The sequence below is a fragment of the Brachyspira intermedia PWS/A genome (genome assembly GCF_000223215.1).
Taxonomy (GTDB): domain Bacteria; phylum Spirochaetota; class Brachyspiria; order Brachyspirales; family Brachyspiraceae; genus Brachyspira; species Brachyspira intermedia.
The window spans coordinates 2903151-2918682 of sequence record NC_017243.1 but is presented as its reverse complement, the minus strand read 5'-3'; the positions used below and the strand labels follow the sequence as shown (position 1 = coordinate 2918682).

The 15532-nt window shown below is 27.2% G+C and carries 11 protein-coding genes; 5 read left to right on the top strand and 6 right to left on the bottom strand.

Annotated elements, in window-relative coordinates:
- Positions 1-444: 444 nt before the first annotated feature.
- Positions 445-1680 (bottom strand): DUF3298 domain-containing protein, encoded by a 1236-nt coding sequence (locus BINT_RS12725; RefSeq protein WP_014488978.1) that lies wholly within the window; start codon positions 1678-1680, stop codon positions 445-447.
- Positions 1681-1869: 189 nt separating this feature from the next.
- Between BINT_RS12725 and BINT_RS12720 the strand changes: the two genes are divergently transcribed.
- The 3 genes from BINT_RS12720 (at position 1870) to BINT_RS12710 (ending at position 6855) form a co-directional block, all read left to right on the top strand.
- On the top strand, positions 1870-3450 hold the full coding sequence (locus tag BINT_RS12720) for a peptide ABC transporter substrate-binding protein (protein ID WP_014488977.1): 1581 nt from the start codon (positions 1870-1872) through the stop codon (positions 3448-3450).
- A 28-nt stretch (positions 3451-3478) separates the two neighbouring features.
- Positions 3479-5077 (top strand): peptide ABC transporter substrate-binding protein, encoded by a 1599-nt coding sequence (locus BINT_RS12715; RefSeq protein WP_014488976.1) that lies wholly within the window; start codon positions 3479-3481, stop codon positions 5075-5077.
- 188 nt (positions 5078-5265) lie between these two features.
- On the top strand, positions 5266-6855 hold the full coding sequence (locus BINT_RS12710) for a peptide ABC transporter substrate-binding protein (protein WP_014488975.1): 1590 nt from the start codon (positions 5266-5268) through the stop codon (positions 6853-6855).
- Positions 6856-6978: 123 nt separating this feature from the next.
- Here the strand turns inward: BINT_RS12710 and BINT_RS12705 are convergent, their stop codons facing one another.
- From BINT_RS12705 to BINT_RS12690, 4 genes are all read right to left on the bottom strand, one after another.
- Positions 6979-7296, bottom strand: a complete 318-nt coding sequence (locus tag BINT_RS12705; protein WP_014488974.1) for a rhodanese-like domain-containing protein — start codon at positions 7294-7296, stop codon at positions 6979-6981.
- A 103-nt stretch (positions 7297-7399) separates the two neighbouring features.
- Positions 7400-9376: a GerMN domain-containing protein gene (locus BINT_RS12700; RefSeq protein ID WP_014488973.1), complete on the bottom strand. Its 1977-nt coding sequence runs from the start codon at positions 9374-9376 to the stop codon at positions 7400-7402.
- A 168-nt stretch (positions 9377-9544) separates the two neighbouring features.
- Positions 9545-10843, bottom strand: coding sequence for a tetratricopeptide repeat protein (locus BINT_RS12695; RefSeq protein WP_014488972.1), 1299 nt, complete (start codon positions 10841-10843; stop codon positions 9545-9547).
- A gap of 22 nt (positions 10844-10865) precedes the next feature.
- Positions 10866-11150 carry a hypothetical protein gene (locus BINT_RS12690; RefSeq protein ID WP_014488971.1) on the bottom strand — a complete coding sequence of 95 codons (285 nt, stop codon included), beginning with the start codon at positions 11148-11150 and terminating at the stop codon, positions 10866-10868.
- Positions 11151-12284: 1134 nt separating this feature from the next.
- Between BINT_RS12690 and BINT_RS12685 the strand changes: the two genes are divergently transcribed.
- Together BINT_RS12685 and BINT_RS12680 are read left to right on the top strand one after the other, a co-directional pair.
- Positions 12285-13142, top strand: coding sequence for a flagellin N-terminal helical domain-containing protein (locus BINT_RS12685; RefSeq protein ID WP_041177478.1), 858 nt, complete (start codon positions 12285-12287; stop codon positions 13140-13142).
- A gap of 467 nt (positions 13143-13609) precedes the next feature.
- Positions 13610-14242, top strand: a complete 633-nt coding sequence (locus tag BINT_RS12680; protein ID WP_014488969.1) for a lactate utilization protein — start codon at positions 13610-13612, stop codon at positions 14240-14242.
- A gap of 590 nt (positions 14243-14832) precedes the next feature.
- Here the strand turns inward: BINT_RS12680 and BINT_RS12675 are convergent.
- A complete protein-coding gene (locus BINT_RS12675) occupies positions 14833-15372 on the bottom strand; it encodes a hypothetical protein (protein WP_014488968.1) in 540 nt (179 codons plus the stop codon).
- Positions 15373-15532: the final 160 nt, after the last annotated feature.

Genomic DNA, 15532 nt, shown 5'->3' with positions numbered 1-15532 from the left:
TATCTTCGGAAATATTAGCCTTAATTTTTAATGTTAACAGTCAATTAATTTTATACATTTTATAATATTTACACTTGCCTGCCTTTTTTCTTTACTGTTTTTTATACAAGTTGTTGTTATGCTCGTCGACGAAGTACACCTAGGCAGGTATCGCCTACAATAACCTACTTGGCGGCTACTACTTGCTTTTTGTATTTTATTTATTTTATATTATATAATATTTTTATTAGTAATAATAAAAAATTAAATATTAGTAATGTTACAAGTTTTAAAGCGATAAAGGAGCAGCTGATAACTGACGAAGGAAGTTGTTCTCTAACAATGTTTAAAATAAAAATTGTGAGCCTCTGGAAGTTTATTTACAGAGCCTTTGCCACAGTCACGCTTTGTGAGCGAACAATTTTGATTGGTAATAATAAGTTTATCGCTAGTAATAATAAAAAATTATTCCATTATGTATAAATATTCATCTTTTATGAAAGGTCTAATTTCATCAAAGTCAAAAATTATTTCTGTTTCACCCAAAACATAGGCAGTTATAGTATATATAGGCCATACAAAATGCACGCCATCAGCATAGATGTAAAAAGATGTATCAGCTAAAGTTATTTCATCTAAAGGTACTAAGTAACTTTCTTCATCTCTATCTTCTATTGATAAAAGTTTATCTCTCATAATGCTTCTTAATTCATCATCATCAAAATCTTTTATTAAATTAGTAACTTCTATTTTTTCACCTGTTTCTAATGAATATACTAAATTATAATTATTGTACACTCCATGTGCTCCGCCTAAATATAATGTTGAAGTTCTTGTTATAGATATAGTTTTATCATTAAAATAAGTTATGTTGATAGATTTACTTGATTCATAGCTGTCAGCTGAATTTGTTAACCATTCATCATAAGGATCACTCATATCGTTTTCAAATAATTTTGATATGCTTCCCTTTTTATCCTCAAATTCTAAATTTTCATTTCTTTTTAGATTATTTAGATTGAAACCTTCATTTATATCAAAAGAAATTTTATCATATACTTCTAATTTGTTAGTATCATCTGGTATAAGCAAAAATATAGAATCTTTATATGAGAATGTCGATGCACTTCCATATTCATTAGTATCAGAAACATCTGAATATGCATAGTTATATACTGCTGCTTTTAATGATGAAGTTGTATTTATATTTTTTGATGAACTATTTAATGATTTGGAAGTCATTTTAAATGATGTAATATTTGAATATGTACTTTCTATACTGTCTCCGTTTTCAGCTTCTGCATATATTCTATTATTTGTTATATCAAGAATGCTGTTTTTATCATAGAATTGGTATATATCATTTAAATTTTTATAATTAAAAGCTGCCTTTATTTTTTCATAATTAGGCATTAATTCAGAATCGCTATTTATATAATCAGGCCATCTGTCATTTAAATAAACTGAAAAGAAATCTCCTTCATCATTTTTCATATAATAGTGATGAGATATCCATTCTATATTTTTTGTATTATTATTGTTTGATTCTTCGGCTTGTTTTAATTCATTTGTTTTTGTTTCATTGGTTTGAGTTTCTATTGCATTGGTATTGGTTTGATTATTATTAATGTTATTATTTTTATTATTTGAACATGATATTATTAAAAGTATGAAAGATAATGTAATAATATTTCTAATCATAATTGTTTTCCTGAAAATTAAAAAAGTTAGTAAACATAATATTTTATATTGTTGTTTTTGTCAATATAAAATATAGTTACTGTATAGAGAAATTTTTATTGACATTATGAAGTTTATGATATAATATGAATAAAATTTATATAATATATTTAGAGGCTATATTATGAAAAGAATATTGATTGTTTTTTAATGATGTTTTTGGTTATAATATCATGCGGTAAAAAATCAGAAACAAATAATGAGTCAGTTCCATCTATATCTATAAATTTGGGACCTGAACCTAAGACTATGGATCCTACATTAAATTCTATCAATGTTGTATCATCTTATATACTTCATGCTTTTGAAGGTTTAACAAAGATAGATTCAAATAATAATGTAAGACCCGGTATGGCAGAAACTTGGGATATATCAGATGATGGTTTGGTATATACATTCCATATAAGAAAGAATGCAAAATGGTCTGATGGTAAACCTGTAACAGCTCATGATTTCGAGTATTCTTGGAAAAGGGCAGTTGATCCTAATACTGCAGCTGAATATTCATATATGATGGAAATAGTTAAAAATGCTAAAGATATTAATGCAGGCAATATGGATTATAATAGTTTAGGAGTAAGAGCTATTGATGATTATACATTTGAAGTACAGCTTGAAAATCCTGCTATTTATTTTATAGATTTCATAGCTTCTACGGTAGTATTTATGCCTGTTAGAAAAGATATTATAGAGCAATATGGAGATAAATGGACTTTAACTCCTGAAACATATATAGGAAACGGCCCTTATAAAATGAAAGAAAGGGTAATAGATGAGAAAATAGTTTTTGATATCAATACTAATTATTATGATGCTGATAAACAGGTTGCTAAACAGATTAATTTTGTACTTATGAGCGATCCTAATACTGCTATTGCCGGTATAAGAGGTGGTACAATAGATTTTTCTGCATTAGAGCCTCCTTCTGCTGAAATAGAAAAATTGAATAATGAGGGTTATATAGTGGCAAATAATGCTATAGGTACTTATTATATAGAATTAAATATCACTAATAAGGCTTTTGCAGATAAAAGAGTAAGACAGGCTTTATCTCTTGCAATAGACAGAAACTATTTGGTAAAGAATGTTACTAAAGGCGGACAAGTTCCTGCAGGAGCTTTTGTTCCTACTGAAGTAAGAGGATTAAACAGTACATTTAGAAAAGAAAATAAAGAATATATAGATGTTAATGATTATGAGAATAATGTAAAAAAAGCAAAAGCATTAATGGCTGAGGCTGGTTATCCTGATGGTGCAAATTATCCTGTAATAGAATTAAAAGTTTCTCCGGGTATTTATGTATTAGTTGGAGAGGCTTTGCAGCAGATGTGGAAAGAGAATTTAAATGTTAATGTATCTTTAGTACAGGAAGAGTTTCCTATAACACTTCAAACTTTGGTAGAAAAAGATTATCAAATGGCTAGAATGGGTTGGACTGGAGATTATAATGACCCTATGACTATGCTTGATGTTATGACAAGCGGCGGCGGAGTAAATCATACAGGATTTGCTAATAAAGAATATGATGATAATCTATTAACAGCAAAACAAACTGAAGATAATAAAATAAGAATGGCTGCTATGGCTAAAGCTGAAAATATACTTATGGAAGAAATGCCTATCATACCTTTATATTATAGAGCAGATTCTTTTATGAAAAATCCTAAATTGCAGGGTGTGGTATTAAATCCTTTGGGAAGACATAAATTCAATTATTCATATATTAAATAATAAAAAATAAAATGTTAGGAGAAAAAATATGAAAAAAATAATGACTTTATTTTTAATGGCTGCTTCATTATTTGTTCTTTCATGCGGCGGCAGTGGAGGAAATAATAATGATGCTATAGTAATTAATATGGGGGCAGAACCTAGAACTATAGACCCTAGTTTAAATAGTTTGAATGTTGTTTCTGCTATGTTGTATCATCCATTTGAAAGTTTAACAAAAATAGGAGCAGACGGAAAACTTACAGGCGGTATGGCAGAAAGCTGGGATATATCAGAGGACGGAAAAACATATACTTTTCATATAAGAACTAATGCTTTATGGTCTGACGGTAAACCTGTAACAGCATATGATTTTGAATACAGCTGGAAAAGAGTTGTTAATCCTGATGTTGCTGCACAGTATGCTTCTTTATTAGAAATAATAAAAAATGCTAAAGAGATTAATGCCGGTAATATGGATTATAATGAACTTGGTGTAAAAGCTATAGATGATCATACTTTCCAAGTTGAGCTTGTTGATCCTGCTGCTTATTTCTTGGAGTTTATGACTACAGTTTCAGTTTTTGCACCTGTAAGAAAGGATATTATAGAACAGTATGGCGATGATTGGACTTTATCACCTGAAACTTATATATGTAATGGTCCTTATCAAATGACTGAAAGAGTAATGGATGAGTACATCACTTTTGAAGCTAGAACTAATTATTATAATGATGAAACAGTTGCTAAGAAATTAAAATTCATTTCTATGGCTGATCCTAATACAGCTATTGCTGGAATTAGAGGAGGCACTATACATTTTTCAGCATTAGAACCGCCTTCTAGTGAAATAGAAAAATTAAAAGCAGAAAATTATATTGCTCTTAAAGACGGAGTAGGTACTTTCTATTTATCTCTTAACATTACAAACAATGCTTTGAAAGATAAAAGAGTAAGACAGGCTTTATCTTTAGCTATTGATAGAAATTATTTAGTATCAAATGTAACTATGGGCGGACAGGCAGCAGCTCAAGGTTTTGTTCCTCCTTCTATGGACGGTATTAATGGTCCTTATAGAGAAGAAGCAGGAATACTTATAGATACTGATAATTATACAGCAAATGTTGAAAAAGCTAAGGCTTTAATGGCTGAAGCTGGATATCCTAATGGAGATGGTTTCCCTGTATTAGAAATAAGAGTTTCTCCTGGACTTCATATAATAGTTGCAGAAGCTATACAGCAGATGTGGAAATCTAATTTAAATATAGATGTAACATTAAAGAATGATGAATATCCTTTAGTTCTTCAATATTTATTAGAAAGAAACTTTGATATAGGTTCTATGGCTTGGAATGCAGATTATAGAGATCCTATGACTATGCTTGAGATTATGGTTAAGGGCAATACATTCAACTATGGTTTATATGATAACACTGCTTACAATACTTTAGTTAACAATGCAAGAAAAACTGCTGATCCGGCTGTTAGAATGAAGTATATGATGGATGCAGAAAAATTATTGATTGATGATATGCCTTTTATTCCTCTTTATCATAGATCATATACTTTGATGGTTAGTCCTAAATTAAAAAATGTTGTGTACAATGCTTTAGGAAAACATAAATTTAATTACTGTTATATAGAATAATTAATTTAATAATTATAAATATTATTGATTTTAAAAGGGGCTTTATTATAAGCCTCTTTTTTATTGATTGAAATTTTTTTATTATTCATAATTTAATTTTTAGTTTTTACAATTTATTTGTTGACAAATATTAATATTAGAGTATAAATATTGTGTTAACATAATGTTTTGGATGTTGGGTAATTTCTATGAGAAAGATAATTTTTTTATTAATAACAGTTTTTTTATTTTTGCTATCATGCGGTAATGACAAAAGCTATGTTGAAACTATAAGGGTAACTATTGGGGCAGAACCTCAAAGTATAGATCCTTCATTTTTATCGGCAATAGATAGTATGATTTATGCAGTTCATGTATTTGAAGGTCTTACCTCAAAAGATGAAAACGGTAATATAATAGGCGGAGTCGCTGAAAGATGGGATATATCTGAAGACGGACTTAGCATTACATTTCATTTAAGAGATAATGCTAAATGGTCTGATGGTAAGAATGTAGTTGCTGATGAATTTGTATATTCTTTTAGAAGATTGGCAGATCCTAATACAGCATCAGCCTACAGCTTTTTAATAACTCCTATAAAAAATGCTGATAAAATTCTTAAAGGAGAACTAGCAACAGAAAAACTTGGAGTTGAAGCATTAGATGATAGAACTTTAAAAGTATATTTTGAAAGTCCTACTGCTTACTTTTTGGAATTAGCTGCTATTCCTATATTTTCACCTTTAAGAAAAGAATTCATAAGCGATAATTGGACTTTTTCTCCTAAAACATATATAGGTAATGGCCCATACAGAATGATAGATAGAAAGCCTGATCAGATAATATCTTTGGAATTAAATACTAATTATTGGAATAAAGATATGATGATAGCTAAGAGAATAGATTTCGTTATGTTTTCTGATGTATCTACAGCTTATGCAGCTTTGAAAGAAGGTTCTATATTGTATTCCTATAAAGTTCCTACTGCAGATATAGATTTACTAAGGAAGGAAGGCTATTTAGTTACAACACCTTCTCTAGGAACAGCTTATTATGCTTTGAATAATACAAATGAAGTTTTGAAAGATAAAAGAGTAAGAAGGGCTTTGGCTCTTGCTATAGATAGAAACTATATAGTAGAAAATATTACAAAAGGCGGAGAAATACCTGCAGCTGCTTTCATACCTTATGGATTAAAAGATATAAAAGGTGATTTTAGAGAAAATGGAGGCGGATATTACAGCGTTAAAAAAGAAGATTATAAAGCAAATATTGAAGAAGCCAAAAAACTTTTAGAAGAAGCAGGTTATACTAATGGTGCAAATTTTCCAGTATTGGAGTTTAAAACTAATCCAGGTGTAGGAATTACTATAGCAGAAGCAGTGCAGCAGATGTGGAAAGAAAATCTTAATATAGATATGACTATTACTCAGGAGGAATGGTCAGTATTTCAAAAGAACAGACAGACAAGAAATTATGTTGTATGCAGAGCTGATTGGATAGGAGATTATCTTGATCCTATGACTTTTGCTGATCTTTTTGTTAGTACAAGTGCCGGAAATAGAGTAGGGTATAATGATCCTGAATATGACAGACTTATATTAGAGGCTAAAAATACTATTGACAACAAAATAAGAATGGATAATATGCATAAGGCTGAAGATAAACTTATAGGCGAGGATATGGCTTTTATACCTATTTATCATTATACATCTTGTTCTATGCAAAGTCCTAAATTGAAAAATGTTCTAGTTGATACTTTGGAAATAAGAAGATTTTTTTACTCATATATAGAATAAAAATTATATTTTATATATATTTTTTCGATTATTAAATAGAGCATAATAATAATAAAAGTTAGTATTCGCGTTTTTGAATACTAACTTTCTTTATTATTTTATTAATTAATCATAATTTATTAATTATTTCTTTAAGGCCATTGCTAATTGACTATGTCCGGCGTAGATTAGATAATATATTTCTTTAAATCCGTTTCTATCCATATAATGAGCTAATGCTTCAGATCTTGCACCTGTAGCACAATACAAAAGATATTTTTCTGATTTATCTAATCCATTAACTAAATTTTCAGCTTTAGGATCATTTAAATCTATTAATATGCTTCCTTCTATTGCCCCTGTCATATTAACTTCCATTTTACTTCTTACATCTAATAACTTTATATCATTATTGGACTTTATTAAATCAGCAGCCTCTTGTACATTTAAAGATTTTAACATTATAAACACCTATTTTTATATATACATACTATGGGTATATATAATAACATAAATATATATAAAATCAATATATTACTTTATTAAATTTGTATAAAAATTAAATTTACTCAAATCTGCTGAAAGGCATATTCTCTATAGCACCTTCTGCACCTATAGTTTCATTTAATTGTCCATTGATAAGGAATATAACATTATCTATACCTTCAAATTGGGTTGCTGTATATACAAACTGATAAATCTGCACCATAGTTCCTTCATTTCCTAAAGGATTAAATTCAAAATTCTCATTGAAGTTTAAATATACTGTATTATTCTCAATAAATATATCAAGAAGTTCAGTATCTTTAGGTATGCAGCTTATTATATTTCTATTATTTTCTTCATCAGTAGCACCAACTAATAATTCTTTTATAGCTTCCTCTACAGAAGATTTATTATTAAATTTTCTCTCTCTAAATATCAAAGTTATAGAGCCTGTTGATTCACTGTATTCAACTAAATATATTCCTTCATTACTGTTTTCTTTAAGTTTTCTCTCTTTTAAATCTCTTGTTATATTATTATTAGCTTTTTTGATATTGTAGTTATTAATATCACTTTGAGCTTTTTTAATAATTTCTTTTTTATATTCTGCATTATTATTTTTTATTGAGTTATTTTTTATTATATTATTATCAGTTTCTTTTATATTATTATCTTTTAATTCATTATTTTTTATAATATTGTTTTCTTTATTTTCATTTATATTATTTTTTTCTTCTGAAGGTTTATTTATTATTGAATTATTATCTTTACTAATAATATTATTATTTACTTTACTATTATTTACCTTGCTATCATTGACTATATTATTATTGTTTTCTCTTACAACATTATTATTTGGATTAACCATATCATTTATTACTCTGTTATAATCAATATTAGATTTATCAAATGAGTTAGTAATAGTATAAACAGATTTCTGCATTATATCTTTTCTATTTTCTGTTACATTATTGTTATTTACCTCATTGTTATTTAAATTTCTATTATTATTTGCTATATTTTCTTTTCTATTATTATTTAAATTGTCTTTTCTGTTATTGTTTATATTTCTATCATTATTTACAGTATTATTATTAACTTGATTGTTATTTATTACTTTTTCTTTATCATCATTATTATTTAAATATTTATCAATATTAAGATCATTATTTGCATTATCTTTTTTAGTAGTATTTTCTACATAGCTGGCAGGAGGTCTTGTACTGAAAGTAGTAGTTGATGCCGGCTTCATAGTTGTAGTTTCTCTTTTTGTAGTATTATCTTTTGGTTTTAAGATATCATCAAATATACTTTTTTTACTTTCAGTATTATTTTGTTTATTAGTGATTGTATTTGTTGTTTTAATATCCTGAGTGTTATTGTTTTGTCTATTTTCCAATATCATTTGCTCAAGATAATTATATGTTTTTTCTTCTTCAGTATTAGGCGTATTTTCAATATCTGCCACAATGATATTTTCTTCATTATCATTTATAATATCATTTTCAGGTATTCTGTTTAATGTATTCATATTGTTTGATAATATTACTGATTCATGATTGTTACCGTAATCTATATATCCGCTGTCATAAAGTATAGAATTACTTACTCCGCTATTATTAAAGAAAGGAAGTAGGGATTCCTTTGTTATTATACTTGAATTTGTAATGTTTTCTGACATCATATCTAAAGATGTTTCTATTTTAGAATTTGTTTCATAGGCCATTACAGATAGAGTTTCATTTGTATCAGTTTTTATAAAGAAGTTGAATAACGGTATATTATTTAAGAAACTCATTTTATTTTGATCTTCTGTTATTCCATCGCTTTCCAAAACTAAAGCCTCTCTATGATTTATAGAAAAGAAATCTTTTATTGCTATATCTACCATAGGAGAATATTTTTTCACAACTGTAAATATCAAAGCTGCAGCAATGATAAAAGTTGCTGAAATTATTATAGGTTTCTTTAAATTTATTTCTTTGCTTTCATTTCTAATTTGTCTTGTATATGAAATACTTTTAGATTTAGATTTAAGCTGCTCGTATCTTGGCACTTGTTTACTCCAGAGTATTATGTATCGTTTAAATTATCGATAAAAATAAAAATGGTATTAGAATTTATTTTATTGGAATATGTATTGAATATATTGATTTTTTTCATGAAAAAACCCTTTTAGAAAAATTGTATTTCTAAAAGGGTATTAATTTCTTAATTGATTATTTTATTGTAAATGAACTGCATTACGAGATAAGAAGTTTTTTCTGTCATTAGCATATTTAGCTTTAGAAGAAGTAGGATATTCAGCTAAATATAAATTATAAGTTTTATAAGCTTTTTCAAAATTTCTTATATTGTTATCACCTTTTTCATATATTTCAGCTAAAAGAAGTATAGAATCACCGCGTTTAGAAAACTTTACATTTTTTTCTAAAGATTTTTCTAACATATCAGCACCATCAGATATTCTTCCAAGTTGTTTTAAACTATCAGCTATTTCATAAACAGCATTTCCATATAAAGGAGTTTGAGAATAATTGTTCATTATATCATTGAAATACACGATAGCTTCATCATGTTTATTTTCAGATTTTTTCATAACGCCCATAGAATATATAGCTGCTGCTTTTTCATTATTACCAGCATTTTTTAATTTTGAAGCTTCATTATACATATCAAAAGCATTGTTATAATCTTTCTTTTGATTATAAATATCTCCTATTCTAAAATGGCTGTATACAGAATATTTAGAATTTGGATATGAACTTATAATATTGCTGTAAGCATTAACTGCATTGTCATAATCTTTAATATTTTTTAATTCTTCTGCTGAATTAAATAATGCTATGATTTCAGGATTAGTTTCAGTTACTTTAGCAGGTTTATCAGCTGGCTTTTTTATTATTGAAGTTTGAGCATTATTAGTAGATGCTGTTTGATTAGTTTGATTTGCATCATTAGGAACTACTTCATTTGTATTAACCATATTAGTAGCTGTGTTATTAGTATCCATCATATCGTTAGTCATAACATCATTAGTCATCATTTCATTAGTAGACATATTGTTAGTTTCATTATCAGGATCTAATATAGCATTAGTTTCCATAGAAGCTATGCCTTGACTATTAGTTACAGTTATAGTATAGAAATATTTTCTTATTATGCTTTCTTCATTATCAACTTGGAAATCAAGTTTTCCTATACCAGCTGTTAATGTTCTGAAAGTAAGGAAAGCATTAGTTTTATCTCTTGTAAATCTTACAAAGTCAAGGTTAGTAGAATAGCTTGTTATACGAATATATCTGTCAAAATTAGTAGCATTTAATTTTATTGAGAAAAGAGTATTTTCAGCTAAATCTACAGATTTAATCAAATCATCTTCTATAGGACCGCTTTTTACACGGGCAGAAGAAGTATTAGTTACTACTTTATCATCCGGTTGTACAGTGATTGTTTCTTGAGCGAATGCAGCATTAATTATAATGAACATTGCCATAACAGAAGAACATAAAAAAACACGCATAATTCTCTCCTAAAAGTTAGTATTATTTTTTTCGGCTTTCTACAAAGTTTCTTGAGTGTTCTAAATCTTCAAAACTTAGATTTTCTTTTGTAGATAGCATTTCGCCTTTTAAAATTTTTTCTTCGTCTTCTTTGAGAATATTAATAGCTTTTGAATTTTCCTCTTCAGGTGTTAATGGTATCACTTTAGGTCTTGAACAAGAGCCTATTAATACTCCAGAGACTACTACTAATAATAACCAAACAAATAAAATTATGAAAAATAAAATCTTTTTTGTTCTGTAAAAATCTTTTACTTTTTCAAGCATTGAGTTATACCTCTAATCGAATTATAAAATATAGTAAAAAAATTGCAATGAATTTATTCACAAAATGCAGTTAAAACTTATCGTATGATTAAAGTTAATGTTTAGTATTATTTATTTTATTATGTTAATTTTTAAATATTATATAAATGCTAAAAATATAATTCTGTAATGAATAAAATCACATAATAAAAATAGCAATTTTTAGTGGACTTAGTAAAATCTGAAAAGGCAATAAATATTGTTTTAAGTATAAATGTTTATTAAGTAAAATTAAATTTAAAAGCTTTATTTACATACCCCTCCCTTTATTTTTTCAATGTATCACTATGAAATTTTAATTTAATTTTCTTTTTTACCTTCTCAGTGATTAAAGCACCCGCCCAAGCATTATTTAAATTTTTTATTGACTCAACGCACGATGCATGATTCTTTATATCCTAGTAGTATTTAAATTAATAATTAATCATATATTTATTATTTTGCTCTGCGTGCGGTATAAGAGTAAAAAATTAAAAAATGCTAGGGTGGGAAGCTAAAATAACAGAAATTATTAACAAACAAATTAGTATTTTATGGACTATAAATAGCAAAAAATTTATAGGGTGGGAGTTAAAATAAAATTTTATCAAAAATTATAAAAAAATTAATAAAATGATTAAAGATTAAAAAATATAATGCTTAAAAAATCAAAAAAACGATAGAATAGATATTATTTTTATAATTTTGATGATTATATTGAATGTTTTTTAGGTATAAATAGTCATAATTTATAATTTTTCTAGATTTTACGTAGTATATGTATGATATAGTACTTATTTTGATTTTTTTTTAAGAAAAAAGAGAAAAAAATGCTAAACCAAATTAAACTTTATGCCGAGAGGGTCGAAAATTATTGTATAGCAAAATGAGAGTTCAAGTATTTGGCGGTCTCGAACTCCCTATTTGCTTAGTTGATACCATATAATTTGTAGGGATATATTTATTGGCGTAAATATATCCATTATATAGAATTTAATGGTATTTTGGCAACTTCATATAGTCATTTTAGATTGTCGGAATACCTTAAATTCTCTTTAATATTTTTTGCCAATTAGGCACGGATGCCTTTTTGAATAAATATCATGGAGGATGACGATGATCATCAATAACAACATTAGTGCTATAAATGCACAACGTACTTTAAAATTTAGAAACGTAGACCTTTCTAAAGACATGGCTGCTCTTTCTTCTGGAATGAGAATTAACAGAGCTGGCGACGATGCTTCTGGATTAGCAGTATCTGAAAAAATGAGAACACAAATCCGCGGTTTACGTCAGGCTGAAAGAAATACTCAAGACGGTATATCTTTCATTCAAACTACTGAAGGATATCTTCAAGAGAGCCAAGACATCTTACAAAGAATTCGTGAATTAGCTGTACAATCTGCTAACGGTATCTATACTGATGCTGATAGAATGCTTATCCAAGTTGAAGTTTCTCAGTTAGTAGACGAAGTTAACCGTATTGCTAGCCAAGCTCAGTTCAATACTCTTAACATGTTAACTGGTAGATTTGCTAACCCTAATGAGGGTGGTGCTCCTGTTGCTTCTATGTGGTTTCATATGGGTGCCAACATGGATGAAAGAAGAAGAGTTTATATAGGAACTATGACTGCTGCTGCTTTAGGTTTACAAACTGCTGAAGGTACTGGTATTTCTATTTCTTCTATAGACAAAGCTAACAGTGCTATAGGTTTAGTTGATGAAGCTTTAATGAAAGTTTCTAAACAAAGATCTAATCTTGGTGCTTACCAAAATAGATTAGAGCTTACTGCTCAAGGCTTGATGATCGCTTATGAGAACACTGCAGCTTCTGAAAGCAGAATCAGAGATACTGATATGGCTGAAACTTCTGTTAAATTTGCTAAAGACCAAATCTTAAGTCAGGCTAATTTAGCTATGTTGGCTCAAGCTAATACTATGAACCAAGGTGCTTTACGTTTAGTTCAGTGATATAGTACGTTTATAGCATACTAATTTAAAAATAGCTGGTCTCATTTTTACAATGGGACTGGCTATTTTTTTGCTTTTATAGCTTTTTATAAATCCAGCCCTTTAAGATTTTTTAATGATAAAATTAATTATTTTTTGAAGCTTAAATTACTCACCCAACTTTTGATTAGATTAATAATATATTTAGCGCACGGTGAGTAAAATTTTATATTTTGTTTAAATTATAATTATAAATTAGCATATATTTTTAATTTTACTCTGCGTGCGGTTTGTAGATTTTAAAATTTAAAAAAATCTTGGGTGGGCGTTAAAATTTCTAATTGAATTAGTAAATATAATAAAGTTAAAATGACTAAATAAAATAATAAAATATAAAGGGCGGGGAGTTAGAATAAATTTTATTTACTTGAAAAAAATATTACTTGTACTATACTAAATTAAAGTTTAAAATAAGTGAGGGATTTTTTATGACAGTACAAGAAGAATATTTTCAAAAATTATCTTCAGTTTTAAAAGATAAATTCAATAAAAAAGGTTTTGCTTTCGATAGTTTTTCAAATAAGGAAGAAGCAAAGAAATTTGTATTATCATTAATAAAAGAAAATGATACTATCACTTTTGGCGGAAGTACTTCAGTTAATCAAATGGGGATATTAGAGGATTTAAAAAACTATAAAAATTTTGTAGATAGAAATAATAAAGAATTAAAAGCCGAAGCTGAAGTAAAAGCATTTAGTAGTGATGTTTATTTATGTTCTGCAAATGCCATAACAAAGAATGGTGATATAGTATCAACAGATGGCGGCGGAAATAGAGTTGCTGCCACTATTTACGGACCTAAAAAAGTATTTTTGATTGTTGGAAGGAATAAGGTTTGTGATACAGTTGAAGATGCCATAAAAAGAGTAAGAAGCATTGCTGCTGGTGAAAATTCTGTGAGATTTAAAGTGGATAATCCTTGCTGTGTAGGTAATATGGTTTGTGATGAAGAAAATTGCGATATAGAAAAAAGATTATGTTCTTATACAATAATAGTTAATAAATGCCATATAAAAGACAGAATACATATTATATTTATAGATGAAGAATTAGGATTCTAATTTTTTATTAAAGTTATACTGTGTTTATATTAAGAATTTTTTATATTCACAGTGTAACTTTAATATGTTTATATTTTAATTTTTTTAAATATAGAAGTTAATAAATAAAACAAATTACTTACATAGCCCGCCCTTTAAAATTTATAACTTTATCTTGAGTTTTAATATTAATTATTTTTTCTGATTAATTAGAATTTTTACACTCGCACAAATTTAAACTCACTTTGAAATTCATTTAATGTACGGTAAACTAAATTTATAATATAATGTTAATAAAAATAATATAGTTTATCTTAATTATAAATTGCACTTTTGCAACTTTTGCGGCGGGAAAAGTTGATAAAAATAAATAAAGAGATTACTTACATACCCCGCCCCTTAAAGTTTATAGCTTTATCTTGAATCCTAGTCTTACTTATCTTTACAGCTTGATTATAAATTTTAGCACCCGCCCAAGTTTTAATTAGATTTATAATCTATTTAACGCACGGTGAACAGAATTTTATAATATAATAATATTTGAATTATTATTAAAATTATATTATTAGTTTTACTCTGCGTGCGGAATAAAAGCAAAATTTTTAGTTTTATTATTTTAATATCTGACTCTTATATTTTTCTAATAAAGTTCCAGAGAAATCAGTTTTATGCATTGCCTCTTTTAATCCTGTAACATCAATAGTATATGCTTCACTATTACTATTAGCTCTTATTGATAAAGTTTTGCTATTTATTAATTTATTTAAAAAATCAATAACTTCTTTCTCCTGTATGATTCCGAAAGCAGGTGATATTGTGTATAATATATCAAAATTATCGCTTGAAGACCTCATAAAAGGCTCTACAGATTTATAAGGAGAATTATTGAAACTATATTCCACTACAGGAGTATTTTCATCTACTTTATCTTTATACCAGTTTATGCTTACGCTAACTTGATTATTTCTAGCTGCTATATATACCTCTAAACTATTATTGTTTTTTATAGTCATTGTAACAGTTTTTGTATCAGTATTGTTATAGCTTATTCTTCTTATTTTCCAATTATTATAATGTGTTGTTACAGCAGCAGAGAATGCCTGTATTGATATTGTTAATAATGTTATAAACACAAATACAATTTTTTTCATATGTTTTTTAGTTCTCCTGTATTTTAATAATTTTATTTTACTATATATTATGTTTACTAATTATAATTCTCGTTAATTTTTTGTAAAGTATTAGAAATAAAAAATTTAAATATTAGAATAAAAATATAAAAGCGAGTCGTAGCCACCAAGTAGGTTATTG